17 protein-coding genes are annotated in these 18309 nt (G+C 59.5%); 14 read left to right on the top strand and 3 right to left on the bottom strand.

Going from position 1 to position 18309, the window contains the following annotated elements:
* Positions 1-148 precede the first annotated feature (148 nt).
* From ACI5GA_RS21180 to grxC, 8 genes are all read left to right on the top strand, one after another.
* A complete protein-coding gene (locus ACI5GA_RS21180; protein ID WP_421424174.1) occupies positions 149-1234 on the top strand; it encodes an alpha/beta hydrolase in 1086 nt (361 codons plus the stop codon).
* A gap of 27 nt (positions 1235-1261) precedes the next feature.
* On the top strand, positions 1262-2191 hold the full coding sequence (locus tag ACI5GA_RS21175; protein ID WP_404637067.1) for a ThiF family adenylyltransferase: 930 nt from the start codon (positions 1262-1264) through the stop codon (positions 2189-2191).
* A 45-nt stretch (positions 2192-2236) separates the two neighbouring features.
* Complete coding sequence (locus tag ACI5GA_RS21170; protein ID WP_404637065.1) at positions 2237-3460, top strand: MFS transporter; 1224 nt, start codon at positions 2237-2239, stop codon at positions 3458-3460.
* Complete coding sequence (locus tag ACI5GA_RS21165; protein WP_404637063.1) at positions 3435-4100, top strand: N-acyl amino acid synthase FeeM domain-containing protein; 666 nt, start codon at positions 3435-3437, stop codon at positions 4098-4100. Before ACI5GA_RS21170 ends, ACI5GA_RS21165 begins: the two co-directional genes overlap by 26 nt.
* 20 nt (positions 4101-4120) lie before the next feature.
* Positions 4121-5434 carry a diaminobutyrate--2-oxoglutarate transaminase gene (gene ectB, locus ACI5GA_RS21160; RefSeq protein ID WP_421424173.1) on the top strand — a complete coding sequence of 438 codons (1314 nt, stop codon included), beginning with the start codon at positions 4121-4123 and terminating at the stop codon, positions 5432-5434.
* The gene (locus ACI5GA_RS21155) at positions 5434-6144 is read left to right on the top strand and encodes a TenA family transcriptional regulator (protein ID WP_421424172.1); all 711 of its coding nucleotides are present in this window, start codon (positions 5434-5436) and stop codon (positions 6142-6144) included. Before ectB ends, ACI5GA_RS21155 begins: the two co-directional genes overlap by 1 nt.
* 261 nt (positions 6145-6405) lie before the next feature.
* Positions 6406-7329, top strand: a complete 924-nt coding sequence (locus ACI5GA_RS21150; RefSeq protein WP_421424171.1) for a LysR family transcriptional regulator — start codon at positions 6406-6408, stop codon at positions 7327-7329.
* Positions 7330-7492: 163 nt separating this feature from the next.
* Positions 7493-7747: a glutaredoxin 3 gene (grxC, locus tag ACI5GA_RS21145; RefSeq protein WP_421424170.1), complete on the top strand. Its 255-nt coding sequence runs from the start codon at positions 7493-7495 to the stop codon at positions 7745-7747.
* 259 nt (positions 7748-8006) lie between these two features.
* Here the strand turns inward: grxC and mmsB are convergent, their stop codons facing one another.
* The 3 genes from mmsB to ACI5GA_RS21130 all read right to left on the bottom strand — a co-directional run bounded on the left by mmsB (position 8007) and on the right by ACI5GA_RS21130 (position 11819).
* On the bottom strand, positions 8007-8891 hold the full coding sequence (mmsB, locus tag ACI5GA_RS21140) for a 3-hydroxyisobutyrate dehydrogenase (protein ID WP_404637053.1): 885 nt from the start codon (positions 8889-8891) through the stop codon (positions 8007-8009).
* A gap of 64 nt (positions 8892-8955) precedes the next feature.
* Positions 8956-10482 (bottom strand): CoA-acylating methylmalonate-semialdehyde dehydrogenase, encoded by a 1527-nt coding sequence (locus ACI5GA_RS21135; protein WP_421424169.1) that lies wholly within the window; start codon positions 10480-10482, stop codon positions 8956-8958.
* Positions 10479-11819 (bottom strand): MFS transporter, encoded by a 1341-nt coding sequence (locus tag ACI5GA_RS21130; RefSeq protein WP_404637049.1) that lies wholly within the window; start codon positions 11817-11819, stop codon positions 10479-10481. The genes ACI5GA_RS21135 and ACI5GA_RS21130 overlap by 4 nt, the downstream gene beginning before the upstream one ends.
* A 264-nt stretch (positions 11820-12083) precedes the next feature.
* Here ACI5GA_RS21130 and ACI5GA_RS21125 point away from each other — a divergent pair, with 264 nt between their 5' ends.
* The 6 genes from ACI5GA_RS21125 (at position 12084) to ACI5GA_RS21100 (ending at position 18262) form a co-directional block, all read left to right on the top strand.
* Positions 12084-13031, top strand: a complete 948-nt coding sequence (locus ACI5GA_RS21125) for a LysR family transcriptional regulator (RefSeq protein WP_421424167.1) — start codon at positions 12084-12086, stop codon at positions 13029-13031.
* Between the two features lie 392 nt (positions 13032-13423).
* Positions 13424-14275 (top strand): sugar phosphate isomerase/epimerase family protein, encoded by an 852-nt coding sequence (locus ACI5GA_RS21120; RefSeq protein WP_404637045.1) that lies wholly within the window; start codon positions 13424-13426, stop codon positions 14273-14275.
* A 14-nt stretch (positions 14276-14289) separates the two neighbouring features.
* Positions 14290-15354, top strand: coding sequence for an isopenicillin N synthase family dioxygenase (locus tag ACI5GA_RS21115; protein WP_404637043.1), 1065 nt, complete (start codon positions 14290-14292; stop codon positions 15352-15354).
* 59 nt (positions 15355-15413) lie between these two features.
* Entirely contained in the window at positions 15414-16217 is an 804-nt protein-coding gene (locus ACI5GA_RS21110) for an ABC transporter substrate-binding protein (RefSeq protein ID WP_404637041.1), read from the top strand.
* 181 nt (positions 16218-16398) lie between these two features.
* On the top strand, positions 16399-17949 hold the full coding sequence (locus tag ACI5GA_RS21105) for an amino acid ABC transporter permease/ATP-binding protein (protein ID WP_421424164.1): 1551 nt from the start codon (positions 16399-16401) through the stop codon (positions 17947-17949).
* Between the two features lie 40 nt (positions 17950-17989).
* Positions 17990-18262, top strand: coding sequence for a Rho-binding antiterminator (locus tag ACI5GA_RS21100; RefSeq protein WP_404637037.1), 273 nt, complete (start codon positions 17990-17992; stop codon positions 18260-18262).
* The last annotated feature ends 47 nt before the right edge of the window (positions 18263-18309 follow it).

Genomic DNA, 18309 nt, shown 5'->3' with positions numbered 1-18309 from the left:
AAGACTAAAGGGCCTTGCGCCCGGACCCCATTCAAAAAAATTGAATCGATTTCAAAAATCATGAAAAGACAGCACGGAACGATCATGAAAGTCTTGCCCCACCTAACGCCCTGGACGCACTTTCATGAAACGGACCGTAACCGCTTTATTGCTTTCGATCGCCTGCACAACGGCACTGGCTACACAAGTTGAGCCCAACAAAAGTTCAACTTCAGCCCTCACAGACACTTCAATACTCAGCACGTTCAAACTGCCTGACACGGCCATTAACGTCGCACTATGGCATGACCCCGCCAATGGCCCACAACGCTCAACACTTAAAGAATCGCAAGTGGTGTTGTTTATTCATGGCGCGACCATTTCCGGTAAGTTATCGGCGGGTTATCCGATTGATGGATATTCATGGTCACGAGATGTCGCCAACTCCGGCCGCGATGCCTGGGTCATCGACTTGCCCGGTTATGGCCGTTCCGACGATTACCCGGAAATGCGCAAGGCCGACGCCCACACCACCGCCGACCCCGTCGGCACTGCCAAAAGCCTGGTGCCAGTGCTGGACGCTGCCGTCGACTACATCCTCAAACAAAGCGGCGCGACGAAGCTGACCCTCATCGCCACCTCACGAGGCGCCATTCCTGCGGGCTACTACGCGACGGCACACCCTGAAAAGCTGGACAAGGTGGTGTTCAACTCGCCCATTGTGCGCCGCGACGACATTGATCCGGCGATCATCAAGGGCCTGTTCGGCAGCGCCGAGCGCCCCAGCCTGAACTTCTACGAAATCCCCATGGACAAGCGCCTGGCGATGCTCACCGATGACCGCCCGCAGGGCACCGCTGTGCAACTGGAAAACGACTTCATTGCCCATTGGCCAAAAGACTCATTATCAGAACGCGGCACTCAACAAGGCACGATCAAAGTACCGGGCGGATTTGCACAGGATATTTATGACGCCTGGCACGGTATTTATTGGGACCCGGCCAAAATCACCATACCGGTATTAATTACCCGTGGCGATTACGACCATGTTTTAACCACGCGCAATGACACCGACTGGTTATATAGCCACTTAACCAACGCCCCCAGCAAACGCTCGGTATTAATTGATAAAGGCACCCACGCCATGCTGTTTGAAAGGAAGCGCTTTGAACTGTATCGCGAAGTTCAACTGTTTCTCGACGGCCCTTATACCCCACTGGCACTGACCTGCAATTTCTGCGGCGGCCGCAACTGAAACTCAACTGAAAAAAGGAGCAACACCATGCTGAAGAAAGCACGCATCGTCACCCTGCAAGGCGTCCTCAACGAACAGGTGTACCAGGAACGGGTTTCGCGCAGCGGTTGTTTTCTGGGGAACACGCCACTCGAACAAGTGGCCAATCAGGCCAAGCTGTCCAACGCCGTGGTTGGCGTGGCGGGGGCGGGTGGCATCGGCGGCGCGGTCGCGCTGGGTCTGGCACGCCTCGGTGTAAGACACATCAAGATCGCCGACCCGGACTCGTTCGAGATCAGCAACATCAACCGTCAGTTCGGCGCATCGCTGGCCACCGTGGGCCGCAACAAGGCGCTGGTGGTGGCCGAAGAAGTGCACAAGCTGGCCGGTGACGTGACCATCGAGGTGTATCCCGAAGGCATCCAGAAACACACCGCCGAAGCCTTCGTCGAGGGCTGCGATCTGGTGCTGGATCAGATGGATTTCTACAGCATCGGCGAGCGCTACGCCCTGCACCGCGCCTACCGAAAATCGGAGAAGTGCAAAGGCATGCTGGCCTCGTCCGTGGTCGGTTGGGGCGCCAACATCTACAAGTTCGAAAAGGACGGGCTGACCCTGGAGGACTTCTATGGCATCCCCGAGGACGTGCAGATGACGCCCGAGTTGGTGGACAAGCTGGTGAAGCTGCAAGCGTCCTATCAGCCGCGCTTTCCGAGCATTCCGGACATCTACGGCTGGATGCAGGACACCGGCAACGTGCCGATTCTGTCAATCGCACCGACAGCGTCCCATTACCTGATCCTGTGCCGCTCGACCCTGATGCTCTGCGACCTGGAAGGCGCGCCCTACAGCACGCCGCTACCCGCGATGCCCAAGTATTACTGGTTCGACGGCTCGACCTTCGACAACGGCATCTTCGAGTTCGATGGCCAGTGGGCCAACCCGGACGAACACCAAAAACACTTCAACGTCGCCTGACGCACCACGGCCCTCGCGTGCGGGGGCCGAACCGAGGTTTGTGCCTTGAACAACCCTATCCCTCCGAACGAAACCCGCGACATCACCCTGTTCCTCAGCGGTTCGGGCCTGTGGTTCATCGCGGTCGGCGTTCACAGCATCTTTCTGCCATGGGTGCTGATCAGCGTGCTCCACGCCTCGCCGTTTCAATTCGGCGTCGCGCAGATGTGCCTGATGCTGCCGGTGCTGTTGCTGGTGATGTACGGCGGCTATCTGGCGGATCGGCAACCGCTGCGCCGCTGGCTGGCGGGCATTTACCTGCTCGCCGGATTGGCTGCGTTGCTATTTGCCGGTTGGGTTGCGCACGGCTCGCTGAGCTATCTGATGGTGCTGATTTACTCGCTGCTGTTCGGCGTGCTCTCGGCCTTTTGCGCCCCGGCGCGGGAGGCCTGGTTGAACGTGCTCGGGCAACGGCAATTGCAGAAGTTCGTCACGCTCAACATCGGCATCGAGTTCGGCATTCAGGTCATCGGTTATGCCCTTGGCGGGCTGGTGTCATGGCTTGGGATCGGGCTGATGTTCGCCTTGCTGGCGCTGCTGTTCTTCTCGGCTTCGTTCGGCGTGTCACGGATTTCGAGCACCACACCCGCCAAGCCGCATTCAAATCTGTTGGCTGAAATCCGCGAGGCCTGGCGCTTCTCGATGCGGCATCCGGTGGTGTTTCCGGTGCTGCTGATCAACGGGCTGATCGGGGTGTTTTTCCTCGGATCGTATTTCGTGGTCATGCCGTTGCACCTGTCGCAATTACCGGGCTACGACGCCTCGCTGCTGGCCACCGCGAACATCGTGTTCATGGTCGGGCTGATCGCCGCAGTCGTGACGCTGGTGGTCACAGGAGGCGTGCGCCACAAGCAACGCACCTTGATCGTGAGCTGCCTGCTGGCCTCGCTGTGGCTGGCGCTCATGCCCTTCGTGTTCAGCCACTGGCTGTTGCTCTCGCTACTGTTCGCCTGGGGCTTTCTGGGTGGCATCGCGCTGAGCATGGGCCAGACGCTGATTCAGGAAAACGCCCCCGCACACAACAAAGCCCAAGTGCTGGCGCTGCTGATGCTGTTTTTCATGGGCGGCAACCCGCTCGGTTCGTTGCTGCTCGGCACGCTGCTCGAATACCAGACGGCCACCTCGGTGGGCATCGCCAGCGCGCTCGCCATGATGTCTGCCCTCGCTCTCATCTCCTACACCCATCATTTCTGGAGTCAACAGCATGACAACCTCAACGCTCCCGCTTGATTTTCCGGTGCCCGCTCGGCGCATCAACCCAGTCAGCATCGCCCACAGCGAAGCGGATCTGGCCAAGGTCCGCAGCGTCTGGGAAGAAGTTTACAAAGAAGAACTCGGCTGGCTCGACGCGCAGCACACCGACCCGCGCAACGATCGCTACCACGCCTCGTCGGTGTACCTGCTGGCCACCGACAGCGAAGGCGAACCGGTGGGCGTGATGCGCATGGTCATCGACAGCGATCAGGGCCTGCCGGTGGAGAACTTCATCGACATCACGGCGTTGCGCCAGGCCGCCCAAGGCAAGCTGGTGGAGTGCGCACGGCTGATGGTCCCGGCCCGTTACCGCGACCAGAAATTCGCCGCCTACCCCCACGGCGTGTTCGCCGCACTGGTCAAGGCCGCGTTGCATCACTGCCTGAAAGAGAAGAACTACAACGTGCTGGCCAACTGTTTTGTCGAGACCCGCACCACCCCGATCAAGGCCCTGACCCAGATGGGCTTTCGCGACCTGAACATCCGCTTTCGCGATGAGCTCAACGAAGCCTCGGAATGCACGGTGCTGCACCTGGACATCAAAGACATGCTGTCGATCTTTTATGGCCAGGACAGTGGACTCGGCAACTACATCATGATGCGCAACGCCGGCTGATGCCGCGCAGGACGGACCCTATGAACGCTCCCCTTCTCAAGCACAGCCCGACCTCCATTTATCACCTCGAATCCAACGTGCGCTCGTATTGCAGGGAATGCGACGTGGTCTTTGCCACGGCATCCGGCGCCACCCTCACCGACATCGACGGCCTGCGCTACATCGATTTCTTCGCCGGTGCAGGCTCACTGAACTATGGCCACAACAATCCGTACCTGAAAAAACATCTGTTGGCGTACATCGAACAGGACGGCGTGACCACCACGCTGGACTTTCACAGCGACGCCAAATCACGCTTCATCGAGCGTTTCGAGCAGGTGATCCTCACCCCACGAAACATGCACTACAAATTGCAATTCACCGGCCCCACCGGCACCAACGCCGTAGAAGCCGCGTTGAAGCTGGCGCGCAAAGTCACCGGGCGCTCGACCGTGGCCGCCTTCACCCATGGCTTTCATGGTGTGTCCCTCGGCGCACTGGCCGCGACCGCCAACGCCGACAAACGAGGTGCAGCGGGGGTCGAGCTGTCCAACGTCGTGCGCTTGCCCTACGACGGCTTTTTCGGCCCGGACATCGACAGCGCCGACATCATCACCTCGCTCTACCAGACCGCAGGCAGCGGCTACGAAGCACCGGCCGCGATCATTCTGGAAACGGTGCAAGGCGAAGGCGGCCTGAACTGCGCACGACTGGGCTGGCTGAAACGCATCGAGCAACTGTGCAAAGACCTCGGCGCCTTGCTCATCGTCGATGACATTCAGGCAGGCTGCGGGCGTACCGGCACCTTCTTCAGCTTCGAACCGGCCGGGATTTCGCCGGACATCATCTGCCTGTCGAAATCCATCAGCGGCTACGGCCTGCCGATGTCACTGGTGTTGATCAAACCCGAACATGACCTGTGGGAGCCGGGCGAGCACAACGGTACTTTTCGCGGCAACAACCCGGCCTTCGTCACCGCCTGTGCCGCACTGGATTACTGGCAAAACACGCAGCTTCAAGACGCCATCGCCACGAACGCGGCCCTGATGCGCATACGCCTCGAGCAGATCATCGCCCGCCTCTCTCCCGGCGTCGCTCGCGTCCTGGGACGCGGCATGTTTCTGGGGCTGCGTTTTGACGATGCGAGCATTGCCGGGACGCTCGTCAGTGCCTGTCTCGAACAGGGGCTGCTGGTAGAAACTTGTGGCCCGCAAAGCGAAGTCCTGAAACTGATGCCGCCGCTGACCATCGACACACCAACACTGCAACAGGGCCTGGAACAACTTGAACGCGCCTGTTTCAGAACCCTCTCCATCAACGCCACACCGACCGACGCTCTGCAAGGGATCGCCTGATGAACACCATGACTCACGGCTTCGACGCGCTACACACCCGCCCCAACGACGGCGATTTCATCCTTCAAGAGCTGGCCAGTCTGAAAGAAGAAATGATCAGGCAAATCTCCCGTCACCCGTTTCTGACCGGGTGCCGCAATGGCGAGATTTCACTGGATCGCCTCAAAGGTTTTCTGGTGCAACAGGGCAAGTACAGCCGCTACTTCACCCGTTACATCTGCCAGTTGATGGTCAACCTGGAATCCAACGACGACGTGCTGGAGGTCTTCGACAACCTGTTCGAAGAGCTGGGCTTTGGTGAAGTGACCGAGCCTCCGCATTCCGAAATCTATCGCGACATGCTGCGCAGCTTTGACCTGCATCTGGACTCGCAACCCACGCAACCGGCGACTCAGCGCCTGATCAACACCATAATGAATTTCTGCAAACAGCCGGAGGGCGTATACGGCTTGTCGGCCCTGTGCCTGGGTGCAGAAGCCATCGTGCCTGCGGTGTACAGCGACATCGTCAGCGGTTTCGTCAAACAGGGCGTCGAGCTGGAGCAGCTCAAGTTCTTCACCCTGCACATCGAATGCGACGACGGGCATGCCGACACCATGCTGGCGATCCTGTCGCGGCTGGTCATCGAAAGCCCGACGCTGTTCGAAGTGGCCCGCCATGCGGCGTTTCTGATGATTCAGGCGCGGCTGGCTTTTTTTGACGCGCTGTAACCGACGCGGCAGGCCGGATGCGCTCGGCCTGCCGCCACTTAATTCCCGTCGCGCCTCTTACGCGATGAAAGACGACCAAATGCCCTTCCTCCCATCTTGCTAGCACTTGCACATCACCGACCATTCAGCCCACCATGGGCGCGCTGAACCCACACGGCCAAACGCTCGGCGTAGACTGGCGCGATCACAATAACTTCTACATGAACGCGGGTAGTGAACTGATTTCAACCGCCGAAATCAGCCACTTCAGGAAAGAACTGCATGTCTCGAATTTTCGATGTTGATACCAACCTCTGGCGTACATTCAAGTCGGTCAGCGAAACCCGGAGCATCACCCGGTCTTCCGCCGTCCTGTGCAAGACGCCACCGGCCATCAGCATGCAAATCAAAAAGCTGGAAGAGTTGCTCGACTTGCAGTTGTTCGTGCGCGGCGACCACGGTTTCAGGCTGACGCCCATTGGCGAAGAAGTCCTGATGACCGCCGAGAAAATCCTGACCATGAACGACAACCTGTTCAGGCTCAAGGACAAGGTCAATTCCTACGAACTGCGTCTGGGGTTGCCGGACGATTATTCGCTGTTTTTCCTGCACGACATCATCCGCGCGCTGAACACGCTGGAGCCGACGATTCACCTGAACGTGACCTGCAAGACCTCGCAGTTGCTGATCACCGACGTCGAGCACGGCAACCTGGATCTGGTGATCATCGCCACGCCCGAAGGCCAGCACTTAACCAACGCCGAGCATATTCGCTACGAGGAACTGCACTGGATCGGTGACCAATCGCTGATGCAACCGGGCCAGCCGCTGCCGCTGGTGCACTTCCCGGAAGGCTGCATTTGCCGCGAGATTTCGGTGAATGCCTTGCGAATGGCCGGAATCGAGGCGCGAGTGAGCTTCACTTCCGACTCCAACTTCTCGGTGTTCAACGCCATCAATGCAGGCGCGGGGATTGGCCTGAGCGAGCGCTCGCTGATTCCGAAAACCACCCCCATCATCGACAGCCCGCTGCTGCCCAGCCTGCCACGCATCGAGTTGCGAACCCTGTCCAACTACGAACGTATCCCGCGCTTCACCCTGTCCCAGGTGTCGGAAAAGATCAAAACCGCGATCAATGAGAGCTGTGATGTGCTCAACGCCAGTCGCGAGGAACCCGAGCCGCGCCTTCGCCAGCAATTGTTCTGACGCGCATTTGGACGATCTGCCGCATATACGCGACGTTCAGACGCCAACACGCAAGCGCACCGGCATAGTATGGGAACCGTCATGAATGGCTCTGCGCGCCGTGGAGCCGTTCCAACACTTGCCCAAGGCTGTCAGTCAGCAGCCACCCCGGAGCGTATCGACCATGTCTGAAGTCACTATTTACACCACCAACACCTGCCCCTACTGCGTGGCCGCCAAAAACCTGCTCAAAGCCAAAGGCGTGAGCTACAACGAAATCAACGTCCAGACCTCCATGGAACATCGCACCATCATGATGGAGCGCAGCGGCCGCAGGACCGTGCCGCAGATTTTCATTGGCGAGCACCATGTCGGCGGGTTTGACGACATGGCGTTGCTGGAGCGCAAGGGTGAGTTGAATGGGTTGTTGGCGGGGTGATATCCACACGTTGCCAGTTTTAACGCAAATTTTCTGGCTTGCACGATCTGTGAGAGATTCTATGTTGCCTGGTCAACCGCCTTCGCCACCAAGGCGGCTCCCACAATGGTCGCACCGGATCTAGGACTTTTGTGCGACGCTCGAACCTGTGGGAGCCGGCTTGCTGGCGAAAACGGTCGATCAGCCAATGCAGAGGGGACTGATCTACCGCTTTCGCCAGCAAGCCGGCTCCCACAATTTGATCATTGCGCCAGGCCAGCTACTTCTTCAAATACCCCTCGATCACCGCCGAAAAATCCTTCCCGCCATCCCCGCGCAAACTCATCGCCTGATACAACTGATGGGCCAACGCCCCCAGAATCACAGGCTGCTTCGCCGCCTTAGCCGCGTCGGTCGCCAGCCCCAGGTCCTTGAGCATCAATTCTGCACCAAACCCTCCGGTGTACCCGCGCGAAGCCGGGGCAGTTTCGACGATCCCTGGCCAGGGGTTGTACATTTCCGAACTCCAGCAACGCCCAGTCGAGCTGTTGATAATGCTGGCCAGCACGCCGGTATCGATCCCCAAACGGTTGCCCAGCGCCATCGCCTCGGCCACGCCGATCATGGAAATCCCCAACAGCATGTTGTTGCAGATCTTGGCGATCTGCCCGGTACCAACATCGCCGCAATGCACGATGTTGCGGCCCATCTGCGCGAGGATCGGCTTGAGCACCGTGTAGTGCTCAAGGCTGGCGCCGACCATGAAGGTCAAGGTCCCGGCCTGCGCCCCGCCGGTGCCACCGGACACTGGCGCATCGCCCACTACCACACCTTGCTTGGCCGCAACCGCCGCCACGTCGCGGATGGTCTGCGGGTCGATGGTGCTGCAGTCCACGGCGGGTACACCCGCGGAAATCCCGGCCAGCACGCCGTCTTCATTCAAGTAGACCGCTTTCACATGGGCCGCTGCGGGCAGCATGGTAATCACCAACTCCGCGCCTTGCGCCGCGTGCTTGGGCGATTCACTGATTCGACTGCCCAACTCGGACAGTTCTGCCAGCACCTGCTTGTTGAGGTCGAACAGGTACAGTTGATGCCCGGCCCGGATGAGGTTACGCGCCATCGGCGCCCCCATGTTGCCCAGACCGATGAATGCGATTTTCATGGTGTTCTCCTTTTCAGATTCAAGCGCGCTCCTACAAGGGGTGCGTTAATTGCGCGTTATTGCCTTAACGCAAATTAATCGTCGTATTCACCCCGTCATTCACGCTGTCGTCGTCGAACCAACGGCTGGTGACGGTCTTGGTCTGAGTGTAGAACTGCACCACCTGTTTGCCGTATGGCCCCAGATCACCGAGCTTGGAACCCCGCGAACCGGTGAAGCTGAAAAACGGCACCGGCACCGGAATCGGGATGTTGATGCCCACCTGGCCAATGTCGATTTCATTCTGGAATTTGCGCGCTGCTGCACCACTTTGCGTGAACAACCCGACGCCATTGCCGAACGGGTTGGCGTTGACCAGTTCGATGGCTTGATCCAGCGTGTCGACCTCGATCACGGCCAGCACCGGGCCGAAGATTTCCTGGGTGTAGATCTGCATCTGCGTGGTCACGCCAGTGAACAGGGTCGGGCCAACAAAGTTGCCGTCCTCGTAACCGGTCACTTTGATGCCGCGCCCGTCCAGTTCCAGCTTGGCGCCTTCCTTCACGCCGCTTTCGATCAGGTCAAGAATCCGCTGTTTGGCGCGCTTGGAAATCACCGGCCCGACATCGGTCCCCGGCTCGCTCCCGGCGTTGACCTTGAGCTTCTGCGCCAGCGCCTTGAGGTCAGGAATCCACTGTTTCGATGCTCCGACCAGCACCACCACCGAGGTCGCCATGCAGCGCTGCCCTGCCGCGCCGAAACCGGCGCCGACCAAGGCGTTGAGCGTCTGTTCACGATTGGCGTCCGGTAGCACAACAGCGTGGTTCTTGGCGCCCATCATCGATTGCACGCGCTTGCCGTGCTTGCCCGCCAGGTCATAGACGTGGGTGCCGACCGCTGTCGAGCCAACGAACGAAACGGCCTTGATGTCCTTGTGGGTGCAGATCGCGTCAACCACGTCCTTGCCGCCATGGACGACGTTGAGCACGCCTTTTGGCACCCCGGCTTCGACCGCCAGCTCGACCAGCAGCATGGTGGACATCGGATCTTGCTCGGACGGTTTCAACACGAAGGTGTTGCCGCAGGCGATGGCCATCGGGAACATCCACAACGGAATCATCGCCGGGAAGTTGAACGGCGTGATGCCCGCGCAGACGCCGATAGGCTGGCGCAGCGTGTAGGTGTCGACGCCGCCTGCCACGTTCTCGGCAAACTCGCCCATTTGCAGGGTGCCAATGGAACAGGCGTGTTCGACCACTTCCAGCCCGCGAAAGATATCGCCCTCGGCGTCAGCCAGGGTCTTGCCCTGCTCGGCGCTGAGCACCGCAGCAATGCGTTTTGAGTGTTCGCGAATCAACGCCTGCAACTTGAGCATGATGCGCATGCGGGCGCCGATGGGCGTATCGCGCCAGGTTTTGAAAGCTTTCTGCGCAGCCGCCACAGCGGCATCGACTTCAGCGCTCGTGGCGAACGGCACCTTGGCCAGCACCTCTTGCGTGGCGGGGTTGACCACGTCCAGCCATTCTGTGGTTTGCGAGTCGACCCATTCGCCGTCGATCAGCAGTTTCACGTGAGCGACGGTGGTGTTGTTTTTGTTGAGGGACACGTTCATTGCGGGGTTCTCCGTTCAAGACGCGACGGATCGCGTTTCATCAATGCGGTACAGACCAGCGCCACCAGCGCCATGCCCACCAGGTAAACGATCACGTAGTGCGGGTTGCCATCACCCATGGCCAGCAGCTGTGTGGCGATCATCGGTGCGAAACCACCGCCCAATACACCGGCCAATTGCACGGCCACCGAGATGCCGCTGTAGCGGATTTCAGCGGGGAATTGCCGGGCAAACAGCAGTGATTCCGGGGCGTACAAAATGGGAAACACCACGCCCACCGCCAACACCATCGCCCACCAGACCAACACTGGATCGCGGGTGCCGAGCATGGCGAAGAACGGGTAGACGAAGGCGCAAAGCAGCAACAGCCCGATGAAGTACAGACGCTTCTGGCCCACGCGATCCGAGATGTGTCCACACAGCGGCATCGTCACCAGCGACAGCGCCGCGCCCGCCGTGATCGCACCCAGCACATCGGCGCGAGGGATCTGCAATTGGTTGGCGGCATAGGCCAGGGCGAAGGTCACCGACATGTAAAACCATGCGTTTTCAGCAGTGCGCGCGCCGATGATGGTCAAGGTTTCCCGTGGGTGGTCGCGGAAGACTTTGAACAGCGGCACCTTGACCGCGATGTTCTCTTTTTTAAGCTTCTCGAAATCAGGCGACTCCGGGACTTTCAGGCGAATCAGCCAGCCCACGCCAAGTAACACCACGCTGGCCAGAAACGGAATGCGCCAACCCCAACTGAGCATGTCGGCTTCCGGCAATTTCGCGACCATGGCCATTGCCAGCGAGGCCAGCACCAACCCTGCACCGACACCGGTTTGCGGCAGGCTGCCGTAGAAACCTTTCTTGCCTTCAGGCGCATGCTCGACGGCCATCAACACCGCGCCGCCCCACTCGCCGCCCACCGCCATGCCTTGGAGAAAACGCATCGCCACCAGAATCACGGCGGCCCAGTAGCCGATCTGCTGATAAGTGGGAATCAGGCCGATGATGATGGTGGGAATCCCCATCAGCATGAGGGTAAACAGCAGCATGGATTTGCGACCGATTTTGTCGCCAAAGTGCCCGAACACGATCCCGCCCAACGGCCGCCCCAGAAAGCCCACCGCGTAAGTGGCGAACGCCGCCAGTACACCGATGATCGGGTCTAGCGCAGGAAAGAAGATTTTGTTGAAGATCAGTGCGGCAGCCGTGCCGTAGAGGAAAAAGTCGTACCACTCGATAGTCGTGCCCGCCATGCTCGCCGCACCGGCAAGTCGATAGGCTTTGGTCTTGCTCTTGGCGGCGCTAGCGTCAGGTGCACCGGCGTTCGCCGTTATAGCGTTCTTCATAAACTCCTCCGCTTATTTATTGTTGTGCAGGGTGTTATGGCATGTGGGTGAAGCGGTTCTGGGTGTCTCCTTGAAAACGTGACTGTAGGAGTGAGCTTGCTCGCGATCGCATTCTGTCAAACAAAACGATGCTGGCTGACACTACGCTATCGCGAGCAAGCTCACTCCTACAGGATCGGGGGCCCATAGGCATTGGATTGCTCCGTGCTTCGGAGTATAGATGTGCAAACTTCTAATAAGAACGCACATAAAAGCAGGTTCAACATGCAAAAAAACATCACCTCCCTGAGCGCATTGAACTGGGATGACCTGAAGTTTTTTCTCGAAGTGGCGCGCACGCGCAAAGCCAGTTCAGCGGCCAAACGGCTAGCGGTGGATTACACCACCGTCTCGCGCCGCATCAGTTCGCTGGAAGCTTCCCTTGGCACCCTGCTCTTCGAAAAGTCGCGCAACAACGGCTTCGTGCTGACCGCCGAAGGCCAGCGTTTATTGGGCTCGGCCGAATCCATCGAAAGCACCCTGCACATCGCCTGCGAGCAGGTCTCAGGCTCCGGCGTCGCGTTGTCGGGCCACGTGCGGATGGGGTGCACCGAAGGCTTTGGTAGTTTCTTCATCACCCCGCAGTTGAGCCACTTCACCGACACCTACCCCGCCATCTCGGTGGACATCCTGCCCCTGCCGCACTTCATCAGCCTGTCCAAGCGCGAAGCCGACATCGTCATCGCCCTGGAACGCCCGGAACACGGGCCGTACGTGTGCTGCAAGCTGTGCGACTACAACTTGCGTCTGTACGCCACCCAGGAATATCTGGACAACCACGTCGCCATCGAGCGGGTGGAAGACCTGGCCGATCATCTCTTCATCAGCTACGTCGACGACCTGGCGTTCAGCTCCGAATTGCTCTACCTGAGCAACCTGCTCCCCGGCGCCCATGCCCACCTGCGCAGCACCAGCGTTATCGCCCAATACGTCGCCGCATTACAGGGCCGCGCACTGGCCATCCTGCCGTGCTTTCTCGCCGCGCAGGATTCGCGGTTGTTGCCGGTACTGGAAAGTGAGGTGAACATCACGCGGCAGTTCTGGATGTACTGCCGGGAGGACCTGAGGAAGCTCAAGCGGATCACGTTGTTGTGGGATTACATCCGCGAAGTGACCGAGCAGAATCAGGCGTTTTTGTTGGGGAATACGAAGGTGATGACCTTCGTCGACTGACAGTTTGCCGCAGGTCAAATTGTGGGAGCCGGCTTGCTGGCGAAGGCGTCGGGCCAGTCATAGCTGTATCGAACGACACACCGCTTTCGCCAGCAAGCCGGCTCCCACAAAAGCATTTCCCACCCCCTGTCCGGTAGACCTACGTCTAAATCGCACCTCGCCACCATAGTTTAGAAATCTCTGAACTATGCATTTGAGCTTTCCTATTCTTTCCGTTCATCGGCCGAACCTAAGATCGGCGCCAATAAAGGAGCCCGTCCAGTAAGAGACACGGCCCGAAGATTGCCTTTTCTGTTGTGACTGCCGCTGTACCCCGTTCCGGCTTGCGCCGTAGCGGAGCCATGTCTTTAGTCATGCAGTGAGTCGTAAGACGCAATCTTTGGGGACGTTCGATGAAACTGGAAATCTTCCGCACGATGTGGGGCTACACCGCCAGCAAGGCCCAAGCGCTCGATGAGCTGCTGGAGGCCGGGTTCGATGGCATGGAAGCGCGCCTGCCGCTGACGCCGGTCGAACGTGCCGAGTTCGGTGCCTTTCTGCGGGCCAATCGCCTGCCTTACATCGCCACGGTGTTCACCGCCTACGACGTCCTCCCCGAACAATCGGCCACCCTCGCCGAGCACCTGACCGATCTGGAAAAGAAACTCGCCTGGTCCACCGAGCTGGCGCCGCGTTTCGTCAACGTGCTGGCCGGTAACGACCGCTGGCAGTTGCCACAACAGGTTGAATTCTTCGGCCAGGCGCTGGAGCTGGCGCGCAAACATGGCCAGACCGTCACCTTCGAAACCCACCGCGCCCGCTCGCTGTTCAACCCATGGGTGACGCTGGAGCTGATTCGTCAGTTGCCGGACCTGCGCTTCACCAGTGACATCAGCCACTGGATCGTCACCTGCGAGCGTTTGCTCAATGACCCGGAAGACGACCTCAGCGCCTTCGTCGAACGCGTTCACCACATTCAGGCCCGGGTCGGTTATGACCAGGGGCCGCAAGTCCCTCACCCCGCCGCCCCAGAGCGCGCCGCCGAGCTGGCCTTCCATCAGCAGCACTGGGAAGCGATCTGGAAATCCCAGCAGGCGCAAGGCTACCAAGTCACCACGCTGACCCCGGAATTCGGCGCTGACGGTTACCTGCATCACCTGCCCTTCACCAACGTGCCGGTGGCCGATCTGTGGTCGCTGAACGTGTGGATGGGCCAGGCCGAACGTGAACATTTTCAGCGCTTCACCCACACAACAAGCCGATAAGGAGCGTTTTCGCCATGCCTGATCAGTCTCAAGCGGCTGCACCGAAAGTCGCCAACTTCAACAGCATTCCGGTGGTCGACATCGCCGGTCTGTTCAGTGCAGATATCGCCGACCGCCAGGCCGTTGCCGATGATCTGGGCAAGGCCGCTCGCGAAGTCGGCTTTCTGTACGTCAAGAACCACGGCATCGACCCTGCGTTGATCGCCGGGTTGCGTCAGGCTGCCAAGGACCTGTTTGCCCAGTCCCTTGAGTACAAGATGCAGCATTACATCGGCACCTCGCGCAGCCACAAAGGCTTCGTGCCGGAAGGCGAAGAGGTGTATTCCAAGGGCAAGCCGGATCATAAGGAAGCCTTCGACATCGGTTTCGAAGTGGGCGACGAAGACCCGCTCGTGATCGCCAAAACTCCATTGATCGGCGCCAACGAGTGGCCGGATCTTCCTGGTTTCCGCCCTGCCGTCGAAGCGTATTACGCAGCAGTGTTCGCGCTGGGTCGCCGCCTGTTCGACGGCTTCGCGCTGGCGCTGGGCCTTGAGGAAGGCTACTTCGAGGCGATGGTCACCCGCCCGCCGTCCAAGCTGCGCCTGATCCATTACCCCTTCGACGACGCGGCGCAAGACGCGCCCGGTATTGGTGCACACACCGATTACGAGTGCTTCACCATGCTTCTGGCCGACAAGCCGGGGCTGGAAGTGATGAACGATCTGGGCCAATGGATCGATGCTCCGCCTGTGGAGGGCGCCTTTGTGGTCAACATTGGCGACATGCTGGAGGTGATGACCGCTGGTACGTTCGTTGCTACGGCTCACCGGGTGCGCACGGTCAGTGAGGAGCGTTATTCGTTCCCGCTGTTCTTCGCTTGCGACTTCCACACGCAGATCAAGCCATTGCCTCAATTCGATAACGGCAGCCAGGAATACGAAGAGATCACCATCGGCGAACACATGTTCGGCCAGGCACTGCAGACCTATTCCTACCTGCGGCGCAAGGTCGAGAGTGGCGAGCTGAAACTGTATGAAAAGGCCCGCAAGCCTTCGAGCTTCGGCCACTTGAAAAACCAGGCACAGGACGCGTCCTGATGCCCCAGAAAACATTCCAACACACCGTGCCTTACCTTCCTGACGTGGAGTCACCGACGATGCGCAACACTTTGAACACTGCTGTTCGCTTGACCGTTCTTGCCACCGCCGTACTGGGCGCGACGCTTGCTCACGCCGCCACCACCGTGACACCTGGCCAGTTCAAGGTCGGTATGGAAATCACCTACCCGCCATTCGAGTCCTATGACGAGAAGAAAAACGTCGTCGGCTCCGACCCGGACCTGTCGCGCCTGCTGGCCAAGCACATGGACCTGAAGGCTGAATTCGTCGACACCAAGTTCTCCAGCCTGATCCTGAGCCTGAACGCCGGTCACTACGACGCGATCATCTCGGGCATGTACATCACCCCTGAGCGTCAGACCCAGGCCCAGACCATCGCCTACGCCAAAACCGGTGCGGCGATCATGGTCCTGAAAGACAGCACGATCAAACCGAAGGTGCCGGAAGACCTCTGCGGCCTGAAAGTCGGTCTGGAAAAAGGCACAACGTGGGTCGCTCAGTTCAATAAACTCTCCACCGACTACTGCGTGCCGAACAACAAGGGCGCGATTTCGGTCAGCGAATTCCCGTCGGCCCCTGAGGTGACCCAGGCGCTGCTGTCCGGCAATGTGCAGGCACAGGTGGAAATCGACGGCGCGGCGGGCATGATCGCCGAACGCACCAAAGGCCGCGTGGTGGTCAGCACCGAGCACTCGATCTATCAGCAGACCCTTGGCATCTACGTGAAGAAGGGTAACGAAGAGCTATATCAGGCACTGCTCAAGGCGTTCGACGAGACCAAGAAATCCGGCGAGTACGCAGCGCTGCTGAAGAAGTACAACCTGGAAGAGCCAACGAACTGATGCTTTGAATAATGGGGCGTCTGGCTGACGCCCTGTCCTGTGGGAGCCGGCTTGCTGGCGAAGGCGGCAGATTTGTCGACATCGAGGTGTCTGGTCCGCCGCCTTCGCCAGCAAGCCGGCTCCCACAAGGTTTTGTGTTTGACGTAAGAATCCCGCTGGGCCTTGCCCCGCAGAGGTGTGTATGCAATTCGAATGGTCCTACTTTTTTTCGCTGTTCTCGGTCTCCGACTTCTGGGAATCCTGCATCACGGTGATCGAACTCAGCGCGCTGGGCTGGTTCATCGGCATGCTGCTGGGCTTCCTGCTGGCCTCGGCCAAACTCTCGACCCGGCGCTGGATCAGTGTGCCTGCGTCGCTTTATATCTGGTTCTTCCGCAGTGTTCCGTTGCTGGTCATGGTGATCTTCACCTACAACCTGCCACAGATGCTTCCGGCCACCCGCGAGGTGCTGTCCAACCCCTTCTATTCCGGTTTGCTGGCGCTGGTCGTCACCGAAGCCGCCTACATGGCCGAGATTCACCGGGGCGGTCTGATCTCGGTCGCCAAAGGCCAGAAGGAAGCGGGCCGCGCGTTGGGCGTCGGTTTGATCGGCATGCAACGGCTGATCGTCATCCCGCAGGCGTTTCGTATTTCCCTGCCGACGCTGATCAACGAATACGTCACCGTGGTCAAACTGACCTCGCTGGTGTCGGTGATTTCCCTGACCGAACTGCTCACCATCGGCCAGCGCCTGTACGCGCAGAACTTCCTGGTGATGGAAACCCTGTCGGCGGTCGCGGTGTATTACGTGATGATCGTGACCGTGTTCGGCTGGCTGTTCCACTGGCTTGAACAGCATCTGGAACTGAACAACCGCAAGCCGCAAACCCTCGACGACAACGCACTGACTCGCCTGCGCTCGACACTCGTTGCGCAGCCTGTCAAAACGCGCCAACCCGAAACAGGGCCAGGATCGGCGCCTGCGCTGCAACTGGTCAACATTCACAAAAGCTACGGCCAGCACGAAGTGCTCAAGGGCATCAGCCTGGACGTAAATCCGGGTCAGGTGATTTCGATCATCGGCCCGTCAGGCTCCGGCAAAACCTCGCTGATCCGTACCGTGAACAGCCTGGAAAGCATCGACAAGGGCGAGATCATTCTGTTTGGCGAAGGCTTCATTCACGCCGGAGACAGCCCCAACGCCCGGCAGATTCGCAAGGGCGTGCAACGCATTGGCATGGTGTTCCAGAACTTCAACCTGTTCCCGCATCGCACCATCCTCGACAACGTGACCCTGGCTCCGCGTTATCACGGCCGCGACAAGGCCATCAGCGAACAACGCGCCTACGCCTTGCTCGACAAAGTCGGCCTGCTGGCCCACGCGCACAAGTACCCGCACCAGCTCTCGGGCGGTCAGCAACAACGTGTGGCGATTGCCCGTGCGCTAGCGATGGACCCGGACATCATGCTGTTCGACGAGCCGACCTCGGCGCTGGACCCGGAACTGGTGGGCGACGTGCTCAAAGTCATCAGCGACCTGGCCAAAGAAGGTATGACGATGCTCATCGTCACCCACGAAATGGACTTCGCCCTGTCGATTTCCGATCGGGTGATCTTCATGGAAAACGGCGTGGTGCAGGTCGATGCCGCGCCACAGGCGATTCGCGCCGATCAGTGCGGCGACCGGGTACGGCAATTCATGGGGCTGGAAAACGTCGCCGTTCAGCCAGAGCCAGTGCGCCGGGAAGCCTGAGCGGCTATCGTGGAAACACCACGCCGCTCGGGAGCCTGACATGGATCACTACACCCCACTCGCCTGCGATCTCTATGACTATCTGGAGATCGCCTGCATGCACGGTTATCGCCTGAAGGTCGAGTTGGTCGACGGCACGACCTTCGAAGGCAGACCGGTCACAACGCGCACCGCGCCGAGCAAGGAAGAGTTCCTGCAATTCGCCGACGGCCTTGACGAGATACGCCTGGACCAACTGGCCGCCATCACCCCGCTGGATGAAGGCGCCAGTTTTGGACGGGTGGAACTGGGGAATGCGTTTTGTGCGACGTGAATAGCCGCACCGCAAACACGCCCCCCTTTGTAGGAGCGAATTCATTC

The sequence above is a fragment of the Pseudomonas sp. Pseu.R1 genome (assembly GCF_045764065.1).
Lineage (GTDB): Bacteria > Pseudomonadota > Gammaproteobacteria > Pseudomonadales > Pseudomonadaceae > Aquipseudomonas.
This window is presented reverse-complemented; position numbering and strand designations above follow the sequence as displayed.

What these genes read in the sequence shown, in the direction of transcription:
- grxC (WP_421424170.1), top strand. Translation starts at nt 7,493, where the DNA reads ATGTCTGAAGTCACTATTTACACCACCAACACCTGCCCCTACTGCGTG.
- ectB (WP_421424173.1), top strand. Translation starts at nt 4,121, where the DNA reads ATGAACGCTCCCCTTCTCAAGCACAGCCCGACCTCCATTTATCACCTC.
- ACI5GA_RS21105 (WP_421424164.1), top strand. Translation starts at nt 16,399, where the DNA reads ATGCAATTCGAATGGTCCTACTTTTTTTCGCTGTTCTCGGTCTCCGAC.
- ACI5GA_RS21175 (WP_404637067.1), top strand. Translation starts at nt 1,262, where the DNA reads ATGCTGAAGAAAGCACGCATCGTCACCCTGCAAGGCGTCCTCAACGAA.
- ACI5GA_RS21135 (WP_421424169.1), bottom strand. Translation starts at nt 10,482, where the DNA reads ATGAACGTGTCCCTCAACAAAAACAACACCACCGTCGCTCACGTGAAA.
- ACI5GA_RS21165 (WP_404637063.1), top strand. Translation starts at nt 3,435, where the DNA reads ATGACAACCTCAACGCTCCCGCTTGATTTTCCGGTGCCCGCTCGGCGC.
- mmsB (WP_404637053.1), bottom strand. Translation starts at nt 8,891, where the DNA reads ATGAAAATCGCATTCATCGGTCTGGGCAACATGGGGGCGCCGATGGCG.
- ACI5GA_RS21130 (WP_404637049.1), bottom strand. Translation starts at nt 11,819, where the DNA reads ATGAAGAACGCTATAACGGCGAACGCCGGTGCACCTGACGCTAGCGCC.
- ACI5GA_RS21110 (WP_404637041.1), top strand. Translation starts at nt 15,414, where the DNA reads ATGCGCAACACTTTGAACACTGCTGTTCGCTTGACCGTTCTTGCCACC.
- ACI5GA_RS21155 (WP_421424172.1), top strand. Translation starts at nt 5,434, where the DNA reads ATGAACACCATGACTCACGGCTTCGACGCGCTACACACCCGCCCCAAC.
- ACI5GA_RS21125 (WP_421424167.1), top strand. Translation starts at nt 12,084, where the DNA reads ATGCAAAAAAACATCACCTCCCTGAGCGCATTGAACTGGGATGACCTG.
- ACI5GA_RS21115 (WP_404637043.1), top strand. Translation starts at nt 14,290, where the DNA reads ATGCCTGATCAGTCTCAAGCGGCTGCACCGAAAGTCGCCAACTTCAAC.
- ACI5GA_RS21150 (WP_421424171.1), top strand. Translation starts at nt 6,406, where the DNA reads ATGTCTCGAATTTTCGATGTTGATACCAACCTCTGGCGTACATTCAAG.
- ACI5GA_RS21100 (WP_404637037.1), top strand. Translation starts at nt 17,990, where the DNA reads ATGGATCACTACACCCCACTCGCCTGCGATCTCTATGACTATCTGGAG.
- ACI5GA_RS21120 (WP_404637045.1), top strand. Translation starts at nt 13,424, where the DNA reads ATGAAACTGGAAATCTTCCGCACGATGTGGGGCTACACCGCCAGCAAG.